Raw genomic sequence first — 24,893 nt, 5'->3', positions numbered from 1 at the left:
GCCTTACTCCGGGACGCGCACCGTCGCGATGGCCTGGGCCGCCATCCCTTCGCCGCGACCGGTGAAGCCCAGTCGTTCGGTGGTGGTCGCCTTTACACTAACCTGTTGAACCTTAAGGTTCAGCAACGCGGCGATGCTGGCGCGGATCGCGTCGCGATGGGGACCGATCTTGGGCGCTTCGCAGATCAGCGTCAGGTCGATGAAATCGATGACGCCGCCCGCTGCATCGACAAGGTGAGCGGCATGTTCGAGGAATTGGGCCGAGGCCGCGCCGCGCCATTTGGGGTCGCCGGGTGGGAAATGCATGCCGATATCCCCGGCGCCGACCGCGCCGAGCAACGCGTCGGTGATGGCATGAAGCGCGACATCGGCGTCGCTATGGCCCGACAGGCCCCGATCATGGGGAATCCGTACCCCGCCGAGCCACAGCTGCGCACCGGCGTCGAACCGGTGAACGTCGAACCCCATCGCGCTGCGCGAGACGAGGGCGGCGCGGTGGCGCGCCTGTGCCGCGGCGAAGTCGGCGGGGTGGGTGATCTTGTCGAGCATCGGGTCTCCGGGAACCAGGATGACGTCATGGCCCGCACGGCGGAGCATCTGGGCGTCGTCGGTCGCCTCTTCCTCCGCAGGCCAGGCGCGATGGGCGGCGAGGATGGCGTCGAGATGAAACGCCTGTGGCGTCTGGATGCGGTGGAGGCCCCCGCGCGGGACATTCTCGCCCAACCGATGGTCGCCCCGGGCGAGCGTATCGGCGACCGGCAGGGCCGGAACGGCCCCGGGCGCGCGATCGAGCGCGGTGAGCAGCGCATCGATGACCGCCGGCGGGAGAAAGGGGCGGGCCGCATCGTGAATCAGGACGCGGGTCACGCCCCGGTCCGCCAACACCTCCAGCCCCGCGCGGACCGACTCGCGGCGTTCCGCACCGCCGGTGACATGATCGATCCGGCTGACCGATCTGGCCGGATCGGCATTGGGATCTTGAAGCGCGTTGTGGAGCGCGTCGGCCTGCCCATCGGCGATGACGAACAGGATCTGGTCGATGCCGGGATGCGCGGCGAACGCGGCATGGCTGTGCGCCACCAGCGGCCGACCGCACAGGGCGACGAACTGTTTGGGAATGTCGGTGCCGGCGCGCACGCCCTTGCCGGCCGCGACGATCAGGGCGGCGGTGGTCATGGGATGCGCCGCCGGCAGCCGGTGACGGCGCGGTTCGACGATGGCATGCGGATCGCTGGCATGGCGAGGGAACTAGCGCGATGCCCTGGCATAGGGAAGGGTCGAGCGGGATCGGCGCGCCCTTGCGCCCCAAGCCATCGCCATGTACAGGCGCTGCCTGTTTTTCAGGCACATATGACGATGCTCAAGCCCATCCAGGTCGGACCGGTGACGGTCGAGACGCCGGTGATCCTGGCGCCGATGACGGGCGTCACCGATCTGCCGTTCCGGCGGCTGGTGCGGCGCTATGGCTCCGGCCTCAACGTCACCGAAATGATCGCGAGCCAGGCGGCGATCCGCGAGACGCGGCAATCGGTGCAGAAGGCGGCGTGGGACCCGATCGAGGAGCCGGTGTCGATGCAGCTGGTCGGCTGTACCCCCTATGAAATGGGCGAGGCGGCCAAGCTGAACGCTGATCGGGGCGCCGCGATCATCGACATCAACATGGGCTGCCCCGTGCGCAAGGTGACCAATGGAGATGCGGGATCGGCGCTGATGCGGGTGCCGGAACTTGCCGCCAGGCTGATCGAGGCGTGCGTGAAGGCGGTCGATGTGCCGGTGACGGTGAAGATGCGCATGGGATGGTGCCATGACAGCCTGAACGCCCCCGAACTCGCGCGTGTCGCCGAGGATCTGGGCGCGAAGATGGTGACCGTCCATGGCCGGACCCGCAACCAGATGTACAAGGGGTCCGCCGACTGGGCATTCGTGCGCGGGGTCAAGGATGCGGTGTCGATCCCCGTCATCGTCAACGGCGATATCTGTACCGTGGACGATGCGCGCGCGGCGCTGGCGCAATCGGGCGCCGATGGGGTGATGATCGGGCGCGGCGCCTATGGCAAGCCATGGATCCTGCGCCAGGTGATGGACGCGCTGTCGGGGAAGGACGAGCGCCCCGATCCGGACATCGACGAGCAATATGCGCTGATCGCCGAGCATTATGCGATGATGCTCGACCATTATGGCGAGATGACCGGCGTCAACCTGATGCGCAAGCATGTCGGCTGGTACACCAAGGGGCTGCCCGGTTCGGCCGAGTTCCGGAACAAGGTGAACCAGGAGCCGAAGGCGGCGACGGTGCTGGCGATGCTGGACGAATTCTACGCACCACTGCGTGAGGCAGCCGCGGCGGGCGGATCATGGCCGGCGCGCGAAGCGGCCTGAGGCCCCCGCCCCAGGCGGGCGAGCCGGACCTGGGCGAGATGTTCGGCGCCCTGCCCGTCGCGGCACTGGTGCTGGACCCGCAGGATCGCGTCGTCCGCGCGAACATCGCGAGCGAGCATCTGTTGAACCATAGCGAGCGCGCGATGATCGGCCAGCGGCTGGACCGGATCGTCACCCCGCCCGAGGGCTATGCGACGCGGCGCGAGGGGCATGGCTTTGCCGCCTATGACGTCGAGATCGAACCCACGCGATCGCCGCGCACCCGCGTCGATTTCGTCGAGGCGCAGATCGCCGAACATCCCGGATGGCGCATCGTGACGCTGCATCAGGCACCGACGTCACGCCGGCTGTCGGTGGGCGCCGACCGCAGCGCCGGCGCGCGTGCGGCGATCGGCGCGGCGGCGATGCTGGCGCATGAGATCAAGAATCCGCTGTCCGGCATTCGTGGCGCCGCGCAATTGCTGGGCAGCGCCGGCGGGGAGGAGGACTGCGAAGGACGCGCGGAACTGACCGGCCTGATCACTGCCGAGGTGGACCGTATCGCCGCGCTGATCGACCGGATGGAGGATTTTACCGACACCCGTCCGCCCAAATTGTCGCCGCACAATATCTACCCGCTGCTCGATCATGCCCGGCGCGTCGCGCTGGCCGGATTCGCGCGCGGTATCGTGATCGAGGAGCGGTTCGACCCGTCGCTGCCGCCGGTACTGATCGATCGGGACGCGTTCACCCAGGTGGTGATGAACCTGCTGAAGAACGCCGCCGAAGCGTTGAAGGACGTGGCGGAGCCGCGCATCGTGATGGCGACGCAATACCGCCACGGCGTCGCGATGCGCCCCGCGCCGAACCGGCCGCGCCGATGGTTGCCGATCGAACTGTCGATCGCGGACAATGGACCTGGCGCGCCGTCGGACATTGCCGGGCATCTGTTCGAACCGTTCGTATCGGGCAAGCCCGAGGGCAAGGGGCTGGGCCTCCCGCTGGTCGAAAAGCTGGTTCGCGACATGGGCGGCGTGGTCGAATATGCGCGCGCCGGCGATCCGGAACTGACGATCTTTCGGGTCAATCTGCCGCGGGCGGACGGATGATGATGGTGAGGGTTCACGGGTGATGGATTGGGTGGATGTCGTCGGCTGGGCCGGGGCCGGGCTGGTACTGGTCGCCTATGCGTTGTTGTCGGCGGGCCGCGTGGACGGGCGCGGGGCCGCCTATCAGCTGATGAACGTGTTCGGCGCCATCGGCATGTTGATCAACGGCTATGTGCGCGGGGCGCTGCCGTCGGCGGCGCTCAACCTGATCTGGATGGGGATCGGCATCTATGTTCTCGCGCGCGGGCGGGCCGGACTGGTGCGCGAACGGATCGGCGCGGCCGGGACGCGCGAATCATGAGTGTCAGCGGCGCGATCCTGATCTGTGACGACGACGCCGCGATCCGCACCGTCGTCACCCAGGCGCTGCGACGGGCCGGCCACCGGGTGACCGCAGCCGCGTCGCTGGACGAGTTGCGCAAGGCGATGCGGGTCCAGCGGCCTGACGTGGTGGTGACCGATGTCGTGCTGCCCGACGGCAACGGCCTGGACCTGGTCGCGACGCTGACCGGCGAGCATCCCGACCTGCCGGTGATCGTGCTGTCGGCGCAGAACACACTGACCACGGCCGTGCGCGCGACCGAGGCAGGGGCGTTCGATTACCTGCCCAAGCCGTTCGACCTGGACGCGCTGACCACCGCAGTGGGGAGCGCGCTGGTGCGCGGGCGGCGGCTGGTCGAGGATCTGCCGGCGGCGGAGGACCACGCGGTCGCGATGATCGGCCGGTCGCCGGCGATGCAGGACGTCTATCGCGTGATCGCGCGCGTGGTGTCCAACGAACTCACCGTGCTGATCAGCGGGGAGAGCGGGACCGGCAAGGAGCTGGTGGCCCAGGCGATCCATGACCTGGGTCCGCGCCGGCGCGCGCCGTTCGTAGCGATCAACATGGCGGCGATCCCGCGCGAGCTGATCGAAGCGGAGCTGTTCGGGCATGAAAAGGGTGCCTTTACCGGCGCGGCAGCGCGATCGGCTGGCAAGTTCGAGCAGGCATCGGGCGGCACACTGTTCCTGGACGAGATCGGCGACATGCCGATGGACGCACAGACGCGGCTGCTGCGCGTGCTGCAATCGGGCGAATTCATCACCGTCGGCGGCGCGCGGGCGATTCGGGCGGACGTGCGCATCGTCGCGGCGACCAACAAGGATCTGGGCGCGCTGGTGGCGAGCGGGCAGTTTCGCGAGGACCTGTTCTATCGGTTGAACGTCGTGCCGATCGCATTGCCGGCCCTGCGCGAGCGGCGACAGGACGTACGGCTGCTCGCGCGGCATTTCCTCGATCGTGCGGTAGAGGACGGCTTGCCGCGCAAGGCGATCGGTGACGATGCGATCGCCGCGCTTGAGGCGCATGACTGGCCGGGTAATGTGCGCGAGCTGGAAAATCTGATGCGGCGGATGGCGGCGCTGCACCGCGACGAGTGGATCGATGGCGCGGCGGTGCGGACCATGCTGGGCGAGGGCATGAACCCCGCCCCTGCGACGCGGGACGAGGGGATCGAGGCGGCGGTGATCGCGCGACTGTCGCGCATCGCGGCGGAGGAACCGGCGGTGCTGGAGGACGGCACCCTCTACGATCGCATCATCGGCGAAGTTGAACGACCGCTGATCGAGGCGATGCTGGCACGGCACGGGCAGAACCAGTTGCGGGCCGCGCGGGCGCTGGGGATCAACCGCAACACGCTGCGCAAGCGGCTCGATACGCTGGGGATCGATGTCGGGGGGCGGCAGGACGATCCCGCTTAGCGACAATTGGCACAAAGAGTGTGTTTTCACGGCAACGGTCTTGTTGTAGCCATGCAACGATGAATGCCGCCGCCGAGCCGATCGACGTAGCTGTAAGGCGCCCGTGGCGGTTTGCCGTCACGCCGGTCGTCGAACTCGCGGTGCTGGCCGTGGCGGCCGCGGTGATGGTCGGCAGCTATTTCGTCATCAGCGGGAATGACGAATCGCAAAAGCTGCTGACCCCGCCACTGGTCGCGCTGCTGCTGGTCGCCAACCTGGTTCCGCTGGTCGCGCTGATCGTGCTGATCGGGCGGCGCGTGGCGAAGCGTCGGGCGGCGCAATCGCCGCTGGGCGGGCGGGCGCGCCTGCATGTGCGTCTGGTGGCGATCTTTTCGATCCTGGCGAGCGTTCCGACGATCTTTGTATCGATCGTCGCGTCGCTCCTGTTCCAATATGGGGTCGAGTTCTGGTACTCGGACCGCGCGCGCTCGATGCTGGAAAATGCCTCCGCCGTGGCGCAGGGCAGCATCAACGATCTGAAGGAGCGGGTCGGCGGCAATACCGAGAAGATGGCGATCGATCTGGGCGTTTTCCTGACGGAGCAGCCGATCGATAGTCAGGCGTTCATCAACTATCTGCTGTTCCAGACCACCCAGCGCGAACTGTCGGAGGCGGCGATCGTTCGCCAGACATCGCCGGACGGCGAGTTGCAAACGCTTGCGATTCTGAACCCCTATGAACAGCTTATCGATCAGCAGATCAGTCGTGATGCGATCCGCCAGCTTCGGGACGGAAAGGACATTGTCGTCGAAGATGCCGGCGGGCGGATCCGCGCGCTGACCCGGTTTCCCGGCGCGCCGGATACCTATCTCTATGCCGCGCGCGTGATCGATCCCGCCCTGCTTCAGCGCAAGCGTCGCGCGGATAGTCTGGTGAGCGATTACCGCACCCTGACCGAACGTTCCCGCTCGCTCCAATTGCAGTTCAATGTCGCGCTGCTCCTGCTTTCGCTGGCGATTGTCGGGCTGGCGGTGTGGGTCGCGTTGCAGATCGCCGACCGGCTGGTGCGCCCGGTGGGCGATCTGGTGAAAGCCGCGCGCGAGGTTGCCGATGGCGATCTGGCGACCCGAGTGCCGACGCCGCGTGCCGACGACGAGATCGGCACGCTGGCGACCGCGTTCAACCGGATGACCGACCGGTTGCAGGAACAGACCAACGCGCTGGTCGATGCGAACGCCGAATCGGAAAGCCGCCGCGCGCTGATCGAGGCGGTGATGTCGGGCGTGACGGCCGGGGTGCTGTCGATCGATGCGGACCGGCGCATCCGCCTGATCAACAGTTCCGCCATGGCGCTGTTGCGTCCGGGTGAGGCGCCGGTCGGCAAATTGCTTGCCGATGTCGCGCCCGAACTCGACGCCGTACTGGGCGGCGAATCGCGAGAGGATATCGTCCAGCTGACCAGTGGCGGAGAAGCGCGGACGCTGGCGGTGAAGATCACCCGCGATGAGGCGGGGCAAGTGCTGACCTTCGACGACATCACCCAGCAATTGCTCGATCAACGGCGCGCCGCCTGGTCCGATGTCGCACGGCGCATCGCCCATGAGATCAAGAACCCGCTGACCCCGATCCAGCTGGCCGCCGAGCGGCTTCAGCGCCGATATGGCAAGAAGATCGAGAGCGATGACGGCACCTTTGCCAAGCTGACCGATACGATCGTGCGGCAGGTGGGCGATCTGCGGCGGATGGTGGACGAATTCTCGTCCTTCGCGCGGATGCCCAAGCCGATCTTTCGCGAGGAATCGCTGGTCGATATCGCCCGCCAGACCCTGTTCCTGCACGAGGTGTCGAAGCCGGAGATCCGGTTCGGCATGAGCCATCCGGACCATGTGCCGCCGCTGGTATGTGATCGCCGCCAGCTGGGCCAGGCGCTGACGAACCTGGTGAAGAACGCGATCGAGGCGGTCGAGGCGCGGGCCGAGGGAGAAGGCGAGGGCGGGGGCGCGATCGACATGGCGATCCGCATCGACGAAGACCGCCAGATGCTGGTCGAGATCGCCGACAACGGCATCGGCCTGCCCGCCGAGCGCGACCGGATCGTCGAACCCTATATGACGACCCGCAGCCGCGGCACCGGACTTGGCCTCGCCATCGTCAAGAAGATCGTCGAGGAGCATTTCGGGACGATGGCGTTCGCCGACCGGCCGGGCGGCGGGACGATCGTGACGCTGTGTTTCGACACGACGACGCTGGAGCGGCTGGCAGGCGACCCGGCAACCATTGAAGAGAGTGCGGTGGGTGAGGCGTCGGCCGCACCGACACGTATCTAGAACGGACCGAACGCATGACACTCGATATTCTGGTGGTCGATGACGAGAGCGACATCCGCGAACTGGTCGCGGGCGTTCTTGAGGATGAGGGTTATGAGACCCGTGGCGCGGCCGACAGCGACGCCGCGCTGGAGGCGATTGCCGAGCGTCGGCCGAGCCTGGTGCTGCTCGACGTATGGTTGCAGGGATCGCGGCTCGACGGGCTGGACCTGCTCGATGAAATCAAGCGGCGCGATCCCTCGATTCCAGTGCTGGTGATCTCAGGGCATGGCAATCTGGACACGGCGGTCGCGGCGATCCGGCGCGGCGCGAGCGACTTCATCGAAAAGCCGTTCGAGGCCGAGCGACTGTTGCTGCTGGTCGAGCGCGCGACCGAAACCGAACGGCTGCGGCGCGAGGTCGCGTCGCTGCGCGCGAGCGTGGGGCGCGAAACCGACCTGACCGGGACGTCGAACGCGATCAACACCGTTCGCGCGACGCTGAAACGGGTCGCGGCGACCGGCAGCCGGGTGATGATCACCGGCGGACCCGGCACCGGCAAGGAGGTGGCGGCGCGGCTGCTGCACGAATGGAGTACGCGCGCGGCGGGACCGTTCGTGATCGTGAGCGCGGCGCGCATGACCCCGGAGCGCGTCGAGGAGGAGCTGTTCGGCCTCGAAGAGGACGATCTGGTCCATCCCGGCCTGCTGGAGCAGGCGCATGGCGGCACGCTGTTTCTGGACGAGATCGCCGACATGCCGGTGGCGACGCAGGGACGCATCCTGCGCGTGCTGACCGAACAGAAGTTCAGCCGCGTCGGCGGGCAGCGGCAGGTGAAGGTCGATGTCCGCGTGGTTTCCGCGACCGGCCGTGACCTGATGGTCGAGATCGCCGAGGGACGGTTCCGCGAGGACCTGTTCTATCGCCTGAACGTCGTGCCGGTGCCGATTCCGCCGCTGGCGGAACGCCGCGAAGACATCCCCTCTCTGGTCGAGCATTTCGTGGCGCATTACGCCAATGAACGACGGGTGCCGACCCCGGAGGTGTCGCCCGAGGCGATGGTGGCGCTGCAAAGCTATGAATGGCCGGGCAATGTACGCCAGTTGCGCAACATCGTGGAGGCGACCGTTATCCTTGCCCCCGGCGACCGGATCGGGCGGATCGACCTGGACCTGCTTCCCGCCGACATCATGGGTGGGCGCGACGAGGGCGGCGCGGCGGGGGCCACCGCGATGATGGGCGCGCCGCTGAAGGAAGCGCGCGAATCGTTCGAGCGGGAATATCTGCGCATCCAGATCCGCCGCTTTTCCGGCAATATCTCGCGCACCGCGAACTTCATCGGCATGGAGCGATCGGCGCTGCACCGGAAGCTGAAATTGCTGGGGATCACCGACGCGCGGGACGAATAGCGTCGCGCCGGCGACCCGCCGCTGCACAGAACCCTAGACCTGGGTGTGGCGGCACCCTAGATTGGCGCTGCACGCCGTGGGTGGCGCGCCTCCGACGCCGGGAAACGGCGCCTGTCGCGGGAAAGATCCCGCCAAGAATAGTGGAGCCGATCAAATGGCCGACAAGCATACCTCGCTTCAGGATTTGTTCCTCAACGCGCTTCGCAGATCCAAGACGCCGGTGACCATGTTCCTGGTGAAGGGCGTGAAGCTACAGGGGATCGTCACCTGGTTCGACAATTTCTCCGTACTGTTGCGCCGCGATGGCCAGTCACAGCTGATCTATAAGCACGCGATCTCCACGATCATGCCGTCGGGTGCGATCGATGTGGCGTCGATCGTCGATGCGGTTCCGGACAGCGCGTCGAAGAACCCGGTATTGCAGGAAATCTTCCTGGGCGCGGTGAAGCGGCAGGAAGAGAATGTCACGATGTTCCTGGTGAACGGCGTGATGTTGCAGGGCGGGATCGCTGCGTTCGACCTGTTCTGCATGCTGTTGGAGCGCGACGGGGTCTATCAGCTGGTGTACAAGCACGCGGTATCGACCATCCAGCCGGCGCACCCCCTCAACCTGGCCGATGAGGGCGAGGGGGACTGACGCCCGCCGACGGCGCGCGGGGCCGCGCCGCCGCCCTAGCTGCGATAATCGGCGTTGATCGAGATATAGCCATGGGTGAGGTCGCACGTCCAAACGGTCGCGCGGCCCTCTCCCAGTCCCAGATCGACGCCGATATCGATGTCCTGCCCCTTCAGATGCGCGGCGACCGGGGCTTCGTCATAGCCCTCGACCGCGAGGCCGTGGCGCGCGACGGGGGTGCCGCCAAAGGTGATGGCGAGCCGGTCACGATCGGCGGGTTCGCCGGCTTTGCCCACCGCCATTACGATCCGCCCCCAATTCGCATCTTCCCCTGCGATCGCGGTCTTGACCAGCGGTGAATTGGCGATGCTGAGCGCGATGCGGTGTGCGCTGGCGTCGCTTTCGGCACCCTCGACATCGATACGGATGAATTTCGATGCGCCCTCGCCGTCGCGGACGACAAGGTGCGCGAGTTGCAGGCAGAGATCGGCGAGCGCCGCGCGAAAGGCATCGGCGCCGTCGTCATCGTCCGACGCAAGCGGCGCGTTGCCCGCCGCGCCGGTGGCAAAGGCGAGGACGGTATCGCTGGTCGACGTGTCGCTATCGACGGTGATGCACGAGAAGCTGCGCGCGTTCGCGTCCGACAGGGCGCGCTGAAGAAAGGCGGAATCGACCGCGGCGTCGGTGAAGACATAGCCCAGCATCGTCGCCATGTCGGGCGCGATCATGCCCGATCCCTTGATCACGCCGACCAGGGTGACGGTGCGATCGTCCACGACGGCGGTCGTCATCGCGCCCTTGGCAAAGGTGTCGGTGGTGCCGATCGTGTTCGCGACGTCCTCCCACCCGCAGACCGGCGCGGCGAAGGCGGCGTCCAGCCCCGCCTCTGCCCGGTCGATCGGAAGCGGCACGCCGATCACGCCGGTCGAGGATACGAACACGTCCGAAGGGCTGCACCCCAGATGCGCGGCGACGCGGGCGGCGATCGCCTCCACCGCCGCGCGGCCCCGATTGCCGGTAAAGGCGTTGCTGTTGCCGGCATTGACCACGAGCGCGCGGGCCTGGCCGAGCACGAGCGCGTCGCGGCACCATTCGACTTCCGGAGAGGGACATTTGCTGGTGGTGGTCACCCCGGCGACGCGGGTCCCCGCATCCAGCGTGACGAAGGTGAGGTCACAGCGGTCCCAGGCTTTGTATTGCGCGCGCGCGACCCGCGGGGTCACGCCGGCGACGGGAGGCAGCGGCGGGAAGGGAGAGGCGAGGGGGGAGGGGGGCATCGGGGTTCCTGCGGACTGAGGGAGAGCGGTGCGCGGTCGAGAGGCCTGGACGCGTCAGCCGACCGCGCCAGCGGCGCTGAGCACGGCACGGACGCTGGCGGTGGCGACATCCTCGTCGATGCCGACGCCCCATACGGTATCGCCGTTGCCGGTGCGGCATTCGACATAGGCGGCCGCCTGGGCGCCCGACCCATGACCGATCGCGTGTTCGGCATAATCGGCGATATCGAGATCGACGCCGAACCCGTCGCGGATCGCGGCGACGACGCTGGAAATCAGCCCGTTGCCGCGTCCGCTGACCGATTTCTGAACGCCGTCATGCAGGATCGCGCCGGCGAAGATCCGTTCGCCGTTCGGCGCGCGCGTTTCGTCATAGGCGCCTAGGCGAAAGCGCTGCGGGTGATCGAGACGATAGGCGGCGGCGAAGGCGCGCCAGATGTCCCGCGCGTTGAGTTCGCGACTGGTTTCGTCGGCCATGCGCTGGACGTGGCGGCTGAAATCCGCCTGGAGCCGCTTGGGGAGTTTCAGCCCCTTGTCCTGCTCCAGCACCCAGGCGACTCCACCCTTGCCACTTTGCGAATTGACGCGGATCACCGCTTCGTAGCTGCGCCCCAGATCGGCCGGGTCGATCGGCAGGTACGGCACCTCCCAATAGGCGTCGTTGCGGGCTTCCTGGGCCGCGAACCCCTTTTTGATCGCGTCCTGGTGGCTGCCCGAAAAGGCGGTGAAGACCAGTTCGCCGGCATAGGGCGTGCGCGGATGCACCGCGATGTTGGTGCAATATTCCACCGTCTTCACCACCTCATCGATGTCCGAAAAGTCGAGGCCAGGATCGACGCCCTGCGTGTACATGTTCATCGCGACGGTCACGAGGTCGCAATTGCCGGTGCGCTCACCATTGCCGAGCAGACAGCCTTCGACCCGATCGGCCCCCGCCATCACGCCGAGTTCCGCCGCCGCGACGCCGGTGCCGCGATCATTATGGGTGTGGAGCGAGACCACCACCGCTTCACGGTTCGGAATATGCCGGCAGAAATATTCGATCTGATCGGCATAGATGTTCGGCGTCGCGCATTCGACGGTTGCGGGCAGGTTGAAGATGATGGGCCGGTCCGCCGTCGGCCGCAGCACGTCCATCACCGCCGCGCACACTTCGACCGAAAAATCGATTTCGGCGGTGGAGAAGGTTTCGGGACTATACTGGAAATGCCAGTCGGTATCGGGCCGGGCGGCGGCATTGTCGCGCAACAGCTTCGCCGCATCGACCGCGATCTGCTTCACCTGCGCCCGGTCCATGTCGAACACGATCCGCCGCCATGCCGGCGAGACGGCGTTATAGACATGGACGATCGCCTGTTTCGCGCCGACCAGGCTGTCGAACGTGGTGTCGATGAGATCGCGGCGGGCCTGGGTCAGCACCTGGACGAACACGTCGTCGGGAACATGGCCATCGCGCACCAGTGCGGAAATGAAATCGAATTCGGTGGCGCCCGCGCTGGGGAACCCGACCTCGATCTCCTTCAGCCCGACGCGGCAGAGCAGGTCGAAGAAACGCGTCTTCTTCTCCGCGTCCATCGGGTCGATCAGCGCCTGATTGCCGTCGCGCATGTCGGTCGACAGCCAGCGCGGCGCGCGGGTGATGGTGCGGTTCGGCCATTGCCGGTCGGGCAGGTCGATCTGGGGAAAGGGGCGGTATTTGACGCTGGGATCGCGCAACATGGGTCAGCTCGCTTGCAGATATGGCGGTCGGGGTGGCTCGGTTCGCCCTTAGGCCGTGTGCGCAGGACGCGCCCGCGCAGGTTCACGCCCTAAGGGCGCGTAAGTCGTGCAAGAAGAAGCAGGCCATGGATGGCAGTCATGTGCCGCCCATAGCCCGCGCGGGTTAACAAAGAAAGCCTGGTTTCTGCGGTTACTTCATGAAGGCGGCAGAGATGTTCAGTTGCACCTCGTCCGAGACGAGGGGGACGGCGAGACCCAGACCGAAATCGCTGCGCCGGACCGTGCCGGTCGCGGTGAAGCCGACATTCTCCTTCCCGCCCATCTGAGCGGGCATCCGGCCGGCACCGTAGAATCTCACCGCGAGCGTCACCGGCTTCGTCACGCCGTTAAGGGTCAGGTTGCCGGCCAGCGTCGCCGCATCCTTGCCCCGGACGGTGACGCGCGTGGACACGAACCGGCCGGGAGCCGGGTCCGGACCAAAGAAATCGGGCTTGCCGCCATCCTTGCCCGGGCGGAGGAAGTGGTTCTTCAGCCCCTCGACCGTCATCAGGCCCTTTTCGATCGGGATAGTGACATCGACCTTCGTCGCTGCGGGAGCCTTTGGATCCAGCTGAAGCGTCCCGGTCATCGATCCGAAGATGCCGGTGAGCGGTGTGAAGCCGAAATGATCGACCGTCCATGTCGCGAAAGTGTGATTGGGATCGACCTGATAGGTGCCGCCGGTGACGATGGCGACATTCTTCGTCCCCGGCGCCTTCATCTGCTGGGCGACGATCGGCGTCGCAACGGCGGTAGTGGCGACGAGGGCGGCGATGAGGATGCGCATGGGCGGTCTCCGAACGTGACGACGGGCGCGCAGCCTTCAGAAACATCGCGCGCGCGTCAAACAACGCGTTGGAAACCGATCGTTTCCGCCCGCCCAGGACGGATCGGCTCTCGCCCTTTTCCACCAGCTTGCCGGCGCCGGTCCTTTCGATGGGATGCGCCTCGGCCCCGCCACTGGCTTCGATCTCAGCCTAGCCGGGGCGACACGCAATTCTCTTGCGTGGCAAAATCCGGATCGGCATCGTCCGACAGGCTAAGGGGGAGAATCGCGATGTACTACCTGGTCGCAATTACCTTGTTCGTCGGTGGCATTGCGCTTTGCACCTGGTGGGCAAAGGGTGCCGAGAACATCAAGCGCGATGCGTTCAACCGTCGTAATGCCGCGGGCGTGCTCATCTACGATAGCTATGAGCAGTCTGAGGCGGCGAATCGCGCCGAGGGCAGCAACCAGATGAAGGGCGCGCTGGGCTTGCTGGCGATCGGCGCGTCCTTTGTGCTGGCGCTGATGCAATATGTCTCGGATGAAAAGCAGGGCCTGATCGATGCCGATCGGGAAGACCGGGCGTATCGCATGTGTACCAAGGCCTGGGATCAGCGCGATGGCTCCCTTCAGTCGTGCCGCGACTGGTGCGTGTTCAAGCAGAACAAGAACAATTGCCAGAAAATCTTCGGCTCGACGGACGGGCCGGTCGGCGAGACTCGCTGACCGCTGACCGCTGACCGGCGGCGAAGGCGCCTCGCCGGGGCGCCTTCGCTCTGGCTCAGTTCCGTTCCTTGTCGACCAGCTTGTTGGCGCCGATCCACGGCATCATCGCGCGCAACTCCGCGCCGGTCTTTTCGATCGGATGCGCCTCGGCCGCCTTGCGCGCGGCCTTCAGCTCCGGCTGACCGGCGCGATTGTCGAGCACGAAGTTCTTTACGAACCGGCCCGACTGGATATCGGCCAGCACGCGCTTCATCTCTGCCTTGGTCTCGTCGGTGATGATCCGCGGGCCGGTGGTGATGTCGCCATATTCGGCGGTGTTGCTGATCGAATAGCGCATGTTGGCGATGCCGCCTTCATAGAGCAGATCGACGATCAGCTTGGTTTCGTGAAGGCACTCGAAATACGCCATTTCGGGGGCGTAGCCGGCTTCGACCAGCGTTTCGAACCCGGCCTGGATCAGGTGGGTGATGCCGCCGCACAACACCGCCTGTTCGCCGAACAGGTCGGTTTCGCACTCTTCCTTGAAATTCGTCTCGATGATCCCCGATCGGCCGCCGCCGACGCCGCTGGCATAGGCGAGTGCCACGTCATGCGCGTTGCCGGTCGCATCCTGGTGGATCGCGATCAGGCAGGGGACGCCGCCGCCTCGCACATATTCGCTGCGCACGGTGTGGCCCGGCCCCTTGGGCGCGATCATGATGACGTCGATATCCGCGGGCGGCTCGATCAGCCCGAAATGGACATTCAGCCCGTGCGCGAAGGCGATCGCCGCGCCGGACTTCATATTGCCCTTCAGGTCGTTCTCCCAGATCGCCGCCTGATGCTCGTCGGGGGCCAGGATCATCAGGATGTCGGCCCATTGCGCCGCTTCCTTGTTCGACATCACCTTGAACCCGGCGCCTTCCGCCTTCTTCGCGGTGGCGGAGCCTTCGCGCAGCGCGATCGCGACCTCCTTCACCCCGCTGTCACGCAGGTTCTGGGCGTGGGCATGGCCCTGCGACCCATAGCCGACAATGGCGATCTTCTTACCCGTGATCAGGTTCAGGTCGGCGTCACGATCGTAATAGACACGCATTTCAGTCAGTTCCCTTTCGTAAGCTGACCGTGCTCCTGCGAAGGCAGGAGCCCAGAGTCACGGGCGATATCGCTTATGGCCCTAGGCTCCTGCTTTCGCAGGAGCACGGAAGAAATTGTTCAGGCCGCTTCCTTGCCCCGGCCGATGGCGACGATGCCGGTGCGAGCGACCTCGATCAGGCCGACTTCGCCCATCAGTTCGACGAACTTGTCGATTTTTTCGGTGGTCCCGGTGACTTCGAACACGAAGCTGGAGATGGTCGCGTCGACCACCCGGGCGCGATAGACCTCAGACAGGCGCAGCGCCTCGATCCGGTGATCGCCGGTGCCGGCGACCTTGACCAGCGCCAGTTCGCGCTCGACATGCTCGCCCTCGGCGGTCAGGTCGCGCACCTTATGCACCGGCACCAGCCGGTCGAGCTGCGCCACGATCTGTTCGAGCACATGCGGACTGGCGCTGGTGACGATGGTGATGCGGCTCACCGATTTGTCGTCGGTGATCTCGCTGACCGTCAGGCTCTCGATATTATAGCCGCGCGCGGTGAACAGGCCGGCGATCCGCGCGAGGATGCCCGGTTCGTTGTCGACGATGACGGCGAGCGTGTGCCGCTCGGCCTTTTCTTCCTTGATGTGCATGGGATCAGACCAGCGCCTTGGCTTCGTCGTCCATCAGCCCCGAAACTTCGGCGGCCTGGAGGAGCATTTCGGTATGGGCGGCGCCCGACGGTATCATCGGGAAGCAGTTGGCGAGCTTCGCCACGCGGCAATCGACGATCACCGGGCCGTCATGGGCGAGCATCGCGGCGATGCCGTCGTCCAGTTCGCCGCGCTTGTCGATGCGGATGCCCTTCCAGCCATAGGCTTCGCCGAGCTTCACGAAATCGGGCAGGGCGTCGCTATAGCTTTCGGCGTAGCGCGATTGATAGGTCAGTTCCTGCCACTGGCGGACCATCCCCATATATTCGTTGTTGAGGATGAAGATCTTGACCGGCAGGCGATATTGGGTCGCGGTCGCCAGTTCCTGGATGTTCATCTGGATCGACGCTTCGCCGGCGATGTCGATGACGAGTGCGTTCGGGTTGCCGAGCTGCGCGCCGATCGCGGCCGGCAGGCCATAGCCCATCGTGCCGAGGCCGCCGCTGGTGAGCCACTTGTTCGGCGCTTCGAAGCCGAAATGCTGGGCCGCCCACATCTGATGCTGGCCGACCTCGGTCGTGATGATCGGTGCCTGGTTGTGCGTTGCCTCCCACAAGGCGCGGATCGCGCGCTGCGGCATGATGGTTTCGGGATCGAAGCCGGGGCCGTCCTCCGGAAAGTCGAGGCAGCGGACGTGCCGCCACCCCTCGATCCGGCGCCACCAGTCGCCCAGGGCGGGTTTCGGGTGCTGGCGCGCCTTCCAGAGGCGGACCATGTCCTCAAGCGCGCGGCCGACATCGGCGACGATCGGCAGGTCCACCCGCACCGTCTTGTTCATCGACGATCGGTCGATGTCGATATGGATCTTCTTCGCATGCGGCGCGAAGGCGTCGAGCCGACCGGTCACGCGATCGTCGAACCGCGCGCCCAGCGCGACGATCAGATCGGCCTGGTTCATCGCCATATTGGCTTCATAGGTGCCGTGCATGCCGAGCATGCCGAGCCACTGGTCCGACGAGGCGGGGAAGGCGCCCAGGCCCATCAGCGTCGAGGTAACCGGCGCGCCGGTGATCTTTGCCAGCTCGCGCAGCAATTGCGAGGCGCCCGGTCCGGCATTGATGATGCCGCCGCCGGTGTAGAAGATCGGCCGTTCCGCCGCCGCGAGCATTTCGATCGCCGCATCGAGCAGCGCCGGATCGGCCTTGACCTGCGGGCGATAGGTCTTGTGCTGGATCGGGCCGGGCTTGGCGTAGCGCGCGGTCGCGATCTGCACGTCCTTGGGAATGTCGATCACCACCGGGCCGGGGCGGCCGGAGGTGGCAATGTGGAACGCCTCATGCACGACCGCGCCGAGCTGGGCGGGGTCCTTCACCAGATAGTTGTGCTTGGTGCAGTGGCGGGTGATGCCGACCGTATCCGCCTCCTGAAACGCGTCGGAACCGATCAGATGGGTCGGCACCTGGCCGGTGATGACCACCATCGGGATCGAATCCATCAGCGCGTCGGTGATGCCGGTGACGGCGTTGGTCGCGCCGGGACCGGAGGTGACGAGCACGACCCCGGGCTTGCCGGTCGCGCGGGCATAACCCTCCGCCGCGTGCGTCGCGGCCTGTTCGTGGCGGACGAGGATGTGGCGAATCTTCTTTTGCTGAAAGATCGCGTCGTAGATCGGGAGGACCGCACCGCCAGGATAGCCGAACACGACCTCCACACCGAGGTCGACCAGCGCCTCGATCAGGATATCGGCTCCGCTTTTCTCCGCCACGTCACGTCTCCTTTGATGCCGCACTGCAATAGCAGCCGGGGAAGCGCGCTGCTATGCGTATGAAAGATACGTGTCAACCTCTATTTGTGTAATAATGATGCGAATGAGGATATTTGTTTGGATATTTCTGTCTCATCCCGGCGCGGCCATTCGCCCGGCATCTGGTGGCGCAGCCAGGTATATTGCCGCTTCGCATACTGACGAGTCGCCGCCTGGGTGCGTTCAAGCGCCGTTTCCCGTGAGATTTCGCCGGCCTCCATCGCCGCGATTTCGGCGACGCCGATGGCGCGGCGGACCGGAGCGGACGCGGTGATATCGGTCCGCGCGATCAACGCCCGAACCTCTTTGACCGCGCCGCTGTCGAACATCGCGACGAGCCGGCGGTCGCACCGGGCGGCAAGCCAGGCGCGGTCGGGCAGCAGGATGAGCGGATGGAGCGCGATCGCGCCGCCGATCCCGCCGACGCGGTCGCCCTGCCAGTCGGAAAGCGCGCGGCCGGTGGCGACCACCACCTCCAGCGCGCGGGCGACGCGCGTGGTGTCGGCCGGGTGCAGGCGCCGCGCCGCCTCCGGGTCCAGTTCGCGAAGACGGATATGCGCGTCGGCCACGGGCAGCGCGCGAACGCTCGCGCGAACCTGCGGATCGATCTGCGGCACCGGAGCGATCCCGTCCAGCAGCGTGCGGATATACATGCCGGTCCCGCCGACCAGGATCGGCAGGCTGTTCCGGGCAGCGGCCGCTTCGATCTCCGCCCGCGCTTCCTGCGCCCAGCGGGCGGCGGAATATTCCTCGTTCCCGGCGACATGGCCGAACAGGCGATGGGGCGCCTGCGCCTCCTCCTCGGGTGACGGACGGGCGGTGAGGATGCGGAGATCGGCATAGACCTGCGCCGAATCGGCATTGATGATCGTACCGCCGATACGCCGCGCCAGCTCGATCGCGAGAGCGGACTTGCCGCTCGCGGTCGGCCCTGCGATGAGCGCGACCCTTGGCTTCATGGAGTTCGGCATGTTCATTGCGACCTTGATAGCAGCGGACAGGCTGAAAGCGGGCGATATTTCCAACGTGCTCGACAGGCTTCGCGCGGCGGGGTGTGCGCCCGGCGAGCCGGTGTCGCTCGATGAGGGCGTGGCGGTGGACCTGCCGTTCGACAAGGCCCCGGAGGCCGGCCGCACGGCGATCGACGGGACGATTGCCGGGATCGACACCGTGGTTCAGCCCGCCGCCAACCGCGCCAAGAAGCTGATCGTCGCCGATATGGATTCGACGATGATCACCGTCGAATGCATCGATGAGCTGGCCGACTATGCCGGGATCAAGGCGCAGATCGCCGAAGTGACCGAGGCGGCGATGCGCGGCGAGCTGGATTTCGCCGAGGCGCTGGACGCGCGGGTCGCGCTGCTGACGGGACTGGGCGCGGACGCCATCGACCGGTGCCTTGCCGAGCGGGTGAGGCTGATGCCGGGCGCCCGGACGCTGATCCGGACGATGAAGGCGCACGGCGCACATGCCATTCTGGTGTCGGGTGGGTTCACGCGGTTCGCGCAGCCGGTGGGCGCGCAGATCGGGTTCGACCGGGTGATCGCCAACGAACTGCTGATCGACGGCGATGCGCTCACCGGCAAGGTCGGCAAGCCGATCGTCGATTCCTCGACCAAGGAGGAGACCCTGTTGGGGGCGATGAACGAACTGGGGCTGGATGCGAACGCGACGATGGCGGTGGGTGACGGCGCGAATGACCTGGCGATGATCCGCAGGGCGGGGCTGGGCGTCGCCTATCACGCCAAGCCGGTGGTTGCGGCCGCGGCTGGCGCGCGGATCGACCATGGCGACCTGACCGCGCTGCTGTACGCGCAGGGATATCCGCGTGCCGAATGGGTGGCGGATTGAACCTGGTCCGGATCGCGATGGGGGCAGCGCACCAGCTGCGCCGCGCGCTCTGGTTCTTCACCCGACCGCATACGCGCGGCGTCCATGCGGTTCCGTTGACCCCGGCAGGCGAGGTGGTGCTGGTCCGCCTCACCTATCTGCGCGGGTGGCACCTTCCCGGAGGGAAGGCGAACCGGGGGGAGGCGGACGAGGCGGCGGTGTTGCGCGAATTGCGCGAAGAAATCGGCCTGCGCGGCTGGAGCCGGTGCGCAATCGCCGACCGGTTCGAGCACCGGATCGACTGGAAGCATGACCGGGTGACCCTGTTCCTGCTCACCGGGGTCGATCATGCGCCGCGCCGATCGCTGGAAATCGCGGAAGTCGCGGCATTCGCGCTGGACCGGCTTCCCGCGCGTCTTTCCGAAACGGAGCGCGGATGGATCCGGACCGCACTCGCATTGCTGACGCCCGACGCGGCGCCGTCCGACCCGTGAGGAAGCGCGCGGCGCGCGTTGGCGGAGAGGGTGGGATTCGAACCCACGGTGGGCGTGAACCCACGGCGGTTTTCAAGACCGCTGCCTTAAACCACTCGGCCACCTCTCCGCTGGTCCGGCGCCTTTGGGCGTTTGGCGGTTTTTCTGCAAGAGGGGTGCGTCAGGGGGTTCATGCCCGGGCGGGGCTGTGGCAGAAAGGCGGCATGCGGGGATTCAGCGGCCTAGTACGGCGTATCATGACGGTCGGCACGGTGGCGGGGGCGTGGCTGCTTGCCGCGTCGCCGGCCGTGGCTCAGGACGAGGCCGGCTTTCAGACCTATATCAATGGCGAGTTGCGGCAGCAGGCGCTGCGCGAGGGCGTGAGCGCCCGGACGCTCGATATGGTGCTGCCGTCGCTGACGCTGAGCGCGCGGGTGGTCGAGCTGGACCGCGACCAGCCGGGCGGCAGTCCGAACGGGCCGATTCCCGCCTTTGCCCCCTATCAGGCCCGCCATGTCGATGCGGCGCGAATCAATCGCGGGCGCGACACCTATCGCCGCCTGCGCGCGCGGCTGTCGCAGGTGGAGCGTGAGACGGGGGTCCCCGAATCGATCATGGTCGCGATCTTTGGCCATGAAACCAATTACGGCGCCTATACCGGCGACTTCGACCTGCCACGCAGCCTGGCGACGCTGGCTTATGAAGGGCGTCGGCGCAGCCTGTTCGCGGCCGAGTTCATCGCGACGATGAAGATGATCGATCGCGGGGTTCCGCGCGACCGGCTGAAGGGAAGCTGGGCCGGGGCGTTCGGCTATCCCCAGTTCCTTCCGTCGGTCTATCTGCGGCTCGCGCGGGACGGCGACGGGGATGGCGTCGCCAACATCTGGTCGAGCGAGGCCGATACGCTGGCTTCGATCGCCAATTATTTCGTCAACGCCGGCTGGCGTCCGGGCCAGCCATGGGGCGTCGCGGTCAATGTTCCGGCGGGATTCGACCGGACGGCGGTGGCCAATCGCACCAATGCGCCGCGCTGCAACCGGGTGTTCGAACGGCATTCGCAATGGCGGTCGATGGCCGAATGGCGCGCGATGGGGATCGTGCCGCGCAGCGGGCGCTGGCCCGATGGCGACATCCAGGCAACGCTGCTGGAGCCGGACGGGCCGGGAAAGACAGCCTATCTGCTGACGGGCAATTACCGCGTGATCCTCGATTACAATTGCTCGAACTTCTACGCTCTATCGGTGGGATTGCTGGCCGATGCGGTTGAAAACTAGCCTGGTCGTTCCGCTCGCGCTGCTTGGCGCGTGCGGCGGGCGGGGTGGCCTGGAGGAATTGCCCCCGGCGCCGGTCTATGCCGGTGCGCAGCCGGCCGAGCGCGCGCCGACCTATCGCGTGCGCCCGCAGGACGAGGCGCCACCTGCCCAGCAGCCGCAGCCGGCGGCACCGCCATCACCGCAATATTCCGGCCAGCAGCCGTCCCCGACGATGGAGGGCGCGCCGCCGTCTTCCCAGGGGCCGCAAGGATCTTCGCAGCTGCGCCCGGGGGAAGAGCGGTACGACCGGGTCGGCTATGCCGGCTACGCCGGGGCGGGCGACGGGCATTATGCGCTCAGCGCGGTCCTGCCGGCGGGCAGCTTCGCCGAAGTCACCGCGCTCGACACCGGCCGCACGATCCTGATCCAGGTTCGCGGACCGGGTAGCGGCCTGATCGACCTGTCCGCCGCCGCCGCGCAACAGTTGGGGGTGACCGGCACGCCCCCGGTGCGGGTACGGCGGGTCACCGTGACCGCGCAGGACCAGGCGTTGCTGAGCGCCGGACGCCCCGTGTCGCCGCGCGCCGACGCGCCCCCGGTGCTGCTCAACGGTCTGCGCAAGCGGCTGGGCGAGCGCGGCACGGCGCGAACCGAGCCGCCGACCCCCGCACCGGCATCGTCCGCCGCAACGTCGCGCCCGACACCGCAGCGGCCAGCCCCCGCCCAGCGGGCGACACGGGGGCTGTTCGTCCAGGTCGCCGCGCTGTCAAACGCGGCGCGCGCCCGCGATCTCGCCAGCCAGCTGGGCGGAATCGTCCGCCCGGCGCGCGGCCTGTACCTCGTCCAGATCGGGCCGTTCGACAGCAATGCCGCCGCCGAACGCGCGCGTGCGGATGTGGCGCGGCGCGGCTATGGCGATGCGCGACTCGTTTCCGTTCCCTGACCTTTCCCTCGAACCATCCGGACCCGATCTGATCCCATGAAGAAGTTCCTGCTCTCCGCCGCCGCCTTCACCACCGCCGTCGCGCCCACCGCCGCGCAGACGCCGCCGTTCGAAACCAGCGCGCCGGTCGCCTATATGGAGGATCTGTCGTCCCACGCCGTCCTGTTCCAGAAGGACGCGGACCGGCGGATGCCACCGGCATCCATGGCAAAGATGATGACCGCCTATGTGGCGTTCGACCTCATCAAGCAGGGCAAGCTGAAGCTCGATCAGGAGATCGACGTCAGGCCGGAAACCTGGAAGAAATGGCATGGTCCGTCAGCGGGTTCGACCATGTTCCTCTCACCCGGTACGAAGGTGAGCGTCGAGAATCTGTTGAACGGAATCATGGTCGTGTCGGGCAATGACGCGTGCGTGGTGCTGGCCGAGGGAATTGCCGGGACCGAGCCGGCGTTCGTCAACCTGATGAACCAGAAGGCGCGCGAGATCGGCCTGAAGAACAGCCAGTTCGGGACGTCCAATGGCTGGCCCGATGGCGGGCGCACCTATGTCACGGCGCGCGACCTGGCGACGCTGGCCAAGGCGACGATCGAGAATTTTCCCGATCTCTACAAGCGCTTCTATTCCAAGGAGAGCTTTACCTATGGCTCGACCATGGGCGGCGCGCCGATCACCCAGGCGAACCGCGACCCGCTGCTGGGCCGCGTCAAGGGCGCCGACGGGTTGAAGACCGGCCATACCGAGGAGGCCGGCTATGGCTTTACCGGGTCGGCGGAACAGAATGGCCGCCGGCTGGTGATGGTCGTCGCGGGATTGAACAGTTTCAATGCGCGGATCGAGGAGTCGGTGAAGTTCATGGACTGGGGCTTTCGCGCCTGGTCCTCGCGCAAGCTGGTGAACAAGGGGCGGCAGGTCGAAACCGCCCAGGTGCAGCTGGGCGATGCGTCGAGCGTCGGGCTGGTGGCGCCGCGCGACCTGGCGATCGCGATCCCGGCGGGAAGCAATCCGGATCTCCAGGCTCGCGTCGTGTATGACGGCCCGGTGAAGGCGCCGATCAAGGCGGGCGCGCATATCGCCGATCTGGTCGTGACCTCCCCCGGTATGCCCGAGCAGCGGCTGCCGCTCGTCGCGGCGGCGGATGTGGGTGAGGCGGGCTTTTTCGGGCGCGCCTGGGCCGGGTTCCTCTCGCTGTTCGGCGCGTGAGGGGACGCTTTCTCAGCCTGGAGGGCGGGGAAGGTGCGGGTAAGTCGACCCAGGCGCGGCGGCTGGCCGAGGCGCTGGAGGCGCGGGGCGTCCATGTCGTGCGGACTCGCGAGCCCGGTGGCACCGACGGCGCGGAGGCGATTCGCGGCCTGTTGATGCAGGGCGCGGTCAATCGCTGGAGCGCGCATGCCGAGGCATTGCTGTTCGCCGCCGCGCGCGCGGATCATGTTGAAAAGCTGATTCGCCCCGCGGTGGAGGCGGGCAGCTGGGTGATCTGCGACCGCTATCTCGATTCGACGCGCGCCTATCAGGGGGCGCAGGACATTGACGATGCCGCGATCCTGGCGCTCCACGCGTTCGGATCGAAAGGGCTTCTGCCCGACCGGACCCTGGTGCTCGACCTGCCCGACGGGGCGGGCCATGCGCGCTCGCTCGCGCGTGACGGCGGCGCGGCGGACCGGTTTGGCGCACGCGGGCCGGAATTTCACGCCGCGGTCGCGGCGCAGTTTCGGCGGATCGCCGCAGACGAGCCGGACCGCGTCCGCCTGATCGATGCGCGCGGGAGCGAGGATGACGTCACGACGTCGCTTCTGGACGCGCTGACCGATCTGCTGCCATGACGTCAATGCCGGGCAATGCCGCGGCAAAGGCCGCGTTCCGCGCCGCGATGTCGAGCGGGCATCTGCACCACGCATGGCTGTTCGCGGGACCGGAAGGTGTGGGAAAGGCTGCGTTCGCGCGCGCGGCGGCGGCGCGCATGCTCGCCGAAGCGGCGGGGCAGGGGCCGTTACCGGGCGATTTCGACCTGCCCGACGACAATATGACCGCGCGGCTGATCGCGCGCGGCGCACATCCCGATTATCGCGAACTGGTGCGGCTGCCCAAGGATCCGGACAAGCCCGACCAGAATCTCGCCCGCTCGATCCCGATCGCACAGGTGCGCGGGCTGTTGCCGATGTTTGCGACCAAACCGGCATTGTCCGACCGGCGGGTGGTGCTGATCGATTCGATCGACGATGTCGAACGCCCCGGCGCCGCGAATGCGCTGCTCAAGAATCTTGAGGAGCCGCCGGCCGGGACGATCTTTCTGCTGGTCAGCCACTCGCCGGGGCGTCTGCTTCCGACGATCCGGTCGCGGTGCCGGACGCTGCGGTTCGATCCGTTGCCCGACGCGCAGGTCGCCGAACTGCTCCGCACGCGGTTGGGTGATGCGAGTGCTGCGGAAATCGACGCGCTGGTGCGCGCGGGCAATGGCTCGGTGGGCAAGGCGCTGGGGTTTGCCGGCCTCGACCTGGCGACGCTGGACGGAGAGATGGCGGCGATCGCCGCGCAGGGCGACGTGGACAATGTCATTCGATCCCGGCTGGCGAAGACGTTGGGCGCGAAGGCGGCGCAGCCGCGATACGAGGCGTTTCTGACACGCGTCCCCGCCTTTATCGCGTACCAGGCGCGTGGACGGGAGGGGCGCGCCCTTGCCGAAGCGATCGACGCCTATGAACGCGCGGCGTCGCTGGGGCCGCAGGCGCTGGCGCAATCGCTGGACGCACAGGCCACGGTGTTCGAGATGGGCGGGATTTTGGCACGGCTTGCACCACGCTGATGCTTCCAGCGCGGGCGCGCTTGCTCTAGAGCG

23 protein-coding genes and 1 tRNA gene are annotated in these 24,893 nt (G+C 66.9%); 15 read left to right on the top strand and 9 right to left on the bottom strand.

All coding sequences use genetic code 11. The annotated features are described in order from the left end of the window. Positions 1–3: 3 nt before the first annotated feature. The gene (locus KF783_RS05550; RefSeq protein ID WP_294077232.1) at positions 4–1,176 is read right to left on the bottom strand and encodes a bifunctional 2-C-methyl-D-erythritol 4-phosphate cytidylyltransferase/2-C-methyl-D-erythritol 2,4-cyclodiphosphate synthase; all 1,173 of its coding nucleotides are present in this window, start codon (positions 1,174–1,176) and stop codon (positions 4–6) included. 174 nt (positions 1,177–1,350) lie between these two features. Here KF783_RS05550 and dusB point away from each other — a divergent pair, with 174 nt between their 5' ends. The 7 genes from dusB to hfq are packed head-to-tail and all read left to right on the top strand — an operon-like array spanning position 1,351 to position 9,538. Further along, positions 1,351–2,379, top strand: coding sequence for a tRNA dihydrouridine synthase DusB (gene dusB, locus KF783_RS05545; RefSeq protein WP_294077228.1), 1,029 nt, complete (start codon positions 1,351–1,353; stop codon positions 2,377–2,379). After that, positions 2,355–3,467: an ATP-binding protein gene (locus KF783_RS05540; protein ID WP_294077227.1), complete on the top strand. Its 1,113-nt coding sequence runs from the start codon at positions 2,355–2,357 to the stop codon at positions 3,465–3,467. The genes dusB and KF783_RS05540 overlap by 25 nt, the downstream gene beginning before the upstream one ends. 22 nt (positions 3,468–3,489) lie before the next feature. After that, positions 3,490–3,768 carry a hypothetical protein gene (locus KF783_RS05535; protein WP_294077556.1) on the top strand — a complete coding sequence of 93 codons (279 nt, stop codon included), beginning with the start codon at positions 3,490–3,492 and terminating at the stop codon, positions 3,766–3,768. Next, entirely contained in the window at positions 3,765–5,207 is a 1,443-nt protein-coding gene (ntrC, locus tag KF783_RS05530; RefSeq protein ID WP_294077225.1) for a nitrogen regulation protein NR(I), read from the top strand. Before KF783_RS05535 ends, ntrC begins: the two co-directional genes overlap by 4 nt. A 59-nt stretch (positions 5,208–5,266) precedes the next feature. Continuing rightward, complete coding sequence (locus KF783_RS05525) at positions 5,267–7,513, top strand: ATP-binding protein (protein ID WP_294077223.1); 2,247 nt, start codon at positions 5,267–5,269, stop codon at positions 7,511–7,513. A 14-nt stretch (positions 7,514–7,527) separates the two neighbouring features. Further along, on the top strand, positions 7,528–8,901 hold the full coding sequence (locus KF783_RS05520) for a sigma-54 dependent transcriptional regulator (protein ID WP_294077221.1): 1,374 nt from the start codon (positions 7,528–7,530) through the stop codon (positions 8,899–8,901). Positions 8,902–8,944: 43 nt separating this feature from the next. Further along, on the top strand, positions 8,945–9,538 hold the full coding sequence (gene hfq, locus KF783_RS05515; RefSeq protein WP_366511703.1) for an RNA chaperone Hfq: 594 nt from the start codon (positions 8,945–8,947) through the stop codon (positions 9,536–9,538). A 35-nt stretch (positions 9,539–9,573) separates the two neighbouring features. On the opposite strand, the gene argJ is transcribed toward hfq, so the two are convergent. From argJ to KF783_RS05500, 3 genes are all read right to left on the bottom strand, one after another. Further along, entirely contained in the window at positions 9,574–10,794 is a 1,221-nt protein-coding gene (gene argJ, locus KF783_RS05510; protein ID WP_294077218.1) for a bifunctional glutamate N-acetyltransferase/amino-acid acetyltransferase ArgJ, read from the bottom strand. Between the two features lie 54 nt (positions 10,795–10,848). Continuing rightward, entirely contained in the window at positions 10,849–12,513 is a 1,665-nt protein-coding gene (leuA, locus tag KF783_RS05505) for a 2-isopropylmalate synthase (protein ID WP_294077216.1), read from the bottom strand. Between the two features lie 190 nt (positions 12,514–12,703). Further along, the gene (locus KF783_RS05500) at positions 12,704–13,339 is read right to left on the bottom strand and encodes a YceI family protein (RefSeq protein ID WP_294077214.1); all 636 of its coding nucleotides are present in this window, start codon (positions 13,337–13,339) and stop codon (positions 12,704–12,706) included. Positions 13,340–13,609: 270 nt separating this feature from the next. Between KF783_RS05500 and KF783_RS05495 the strand changes: the two genes are divergently transcribed. Further along, positions 13,610–14,044 carry a hypothetical protein gene (locus KF783_RS05495; RefSeq protein WP_294077213.1) on the top strand — a complete coding sequence of 145 codons (435 nt, stop codon included), beginning with the start codon at positions 13,610–13,612 and terminating at the stop codon, positions 14,042–14,044. A 55-nt stretch (positions 14,045–14,099) separates the two neighbouring features. Here the strand turns inward: KF783_RS05495 and ilvC are convergent, their stop codons facing one another. The 4 genes from ilvC to miaA all read right to left on the bottom strand — a co-directional run bounded on the left by ilvC (position 14,100) and on the right by miaA (position 18,535). Beyond that, positions 14,100–15,128, bottom strand: a complete 1,029-nt coding sequence (ilvC, locus tag KF783_RS05490) for a ketol-acid reductoisomerase (protein WP_294077555.1) — start codon at positions 15,126–15,128, stop codon at positions 14,100–14,102. Positions 15,129–15,238: 110 nt separating this feature from the next. After that, positions 15,239–15,754, bottom strand: a complete 516-nt coding sequence (gene ilvN / locus KF783_RS05485) for an acetolactate synthase small subunit (protein WP_294077211.1) — start codon at positions 15,752–15,754, stop codon at positions 15,239–15,241. 4 nt (positions 15,755–15,758) lie between these two features. Next, on the bottom strand, positions 15,759–17,519 hold the full coding sequence (locus KF783_RS05480; RefSeq protein ID WP_294077210.1) for an acetolactate synthase 3 large subunit: 1,761 nt from the start codon (positions 17,517–17,519) through the stop codon (positions 15,759–15,761). Positions 17,520–17,599: 80 nt separating this feature from the next. Further along, positions 17,600–18,535: a tRNA (adenosine(37)-N6)-dimethylallyltransferase MiaA gene (miaA, locus tag KF783_RS05475; protein ID WP_294077209.1), complete on the bottom strand. Its 936-nt coding sequence runs from the start codon at positions 18,533–18,535 to the stop codon at positions 17,600–17,602. Here miaA and serB point away from each other — a divergent pair. Both serB and KF783_RS05465 read left to right on the top strand, forming a co-directional pair. Next, positions 18,528–19,409, top strand: coding sequence for a phosphoserine phosphatase SerB (gene serB, locus KF783_RS05470; protein ID WP_294077207.1), 882 nt, complete (start codon positions 18,528–18,530; stop codon positions 19,407–19,409). The genes miaA and serB overlap by 8 nt on opposite strands. After that, positions 19,394–19,882: an NUDIX domain-containing protein gene (locus KF783_RS05465; RefSeq protein ID WP_294077206.1), complete on the top strand. Its 489-nt coding sequence runs from the start codon at positions 19,394–19,396 to the stop codon at positions 19,880–19,882. Before serB ends, KF783_RS05465 begins: the two co-directional genes overlap by 16 nt. 19 nt (positions 19,883–19,901) lie before the next feature. On the opposite strand, the gene KF783_RS05460 is transcribed toward KF783_RS05465, so the two are convergent. Next, positions 19,902–19,991, bottom strand: a tRNA-Ser gene (locus KF783_RS05460). Positions 19,992–20,118: 127 nt separating this feature from the next. Here KF783_RS05460 and KF783_RS05455 point away from each other — a divergent pair. Genes KF783_RS05455 through KF783_RS05435 form a run of 5 tightly spaced genes read left to right on the top strand, consistent with a single transcriptional unit; the run spans position 20,119 to position 24,860 of the window. After that, positions 20,119–21,135, top strand: a complete 1,017-nt coding sequence (locus KF783_RS05455; RefSeq protein WP_294077553.1) for a lytic transglycosylase domain-containing protein — start codon at positions 20,119–20,121, stop codon at positions 21,133–21,135. Beyond that, positions 21,119–22,057 carry an SPOR domain-containing protein gene (locus KF783_RS05450; protein WP_294077203.1) on the top strand — a complete coding sequence of 313 codons (939 nt, stop codon included), beginning with the start codon at positions 21,119–21,121 and terminating at the stop codon, positions 22,055–22,057. Before KF783_RS05455 ends, KF783_RS05450 begins: the two co-directional genes overlap by 17 nt. A gap of 36 nt (positions 22,058–22,093) precedes the next feature. Then, positions 22,094–23,260: a D-alanyl-D-alanine carboxypeptidase family protein gene (locus KF783_RS05445; RefSeq protein WP_294077201.1), complete on the top strand. Its 1,167-nt coding sequence runs from the start codon at positions 22,094–22,096 to the stop codon at positions 23,258–23,260. Continuing rightward, positions 23,257–23,880 (top strand): dTMP kinase, encoded by a 624-nt coding sequence (tmk, locus tag KF783_RS05440; protein ID WP_294077200.1) that lies wholly within the window; start codon positions 23,257–23,259, stop codon positions 23,878–23,880. Before KF783_RS05445 ends, tmk begins: the two co-directional genes overlap by 4 nt. Beyond that, complete coding sequence (locus KF783_RS05435) at positions 23,877–24,860, top strand: DNA polymerase III subunit delta' (RefSeq protein ID WP_294077198.1); 984 nt, start codon at positions 23,877–23,879, stop codon at positions 24,858–24,860. The genes tmk and KF783_RS05435 overlap by 4 nt, the downstream gene beginning before the upstream one ends. Positions 24,861–24,893 lie beyond the last annotated feature (33 nt).

The organism is Sphingomonas sp., from assembly GCF_019635455.1.
Taxonomy (GTDB): domain Bacteria; phylum Pseudomonadota; class Alphaproteobacteria; order Sphingomonadales; family Sphingomonadaceae; genus Sphingomonas.
The sequence above is the reverse complement of the archived record's forward strand: the minus strand, read 5'-3'. Positions and strand labels throughout refer to the sequence as shown.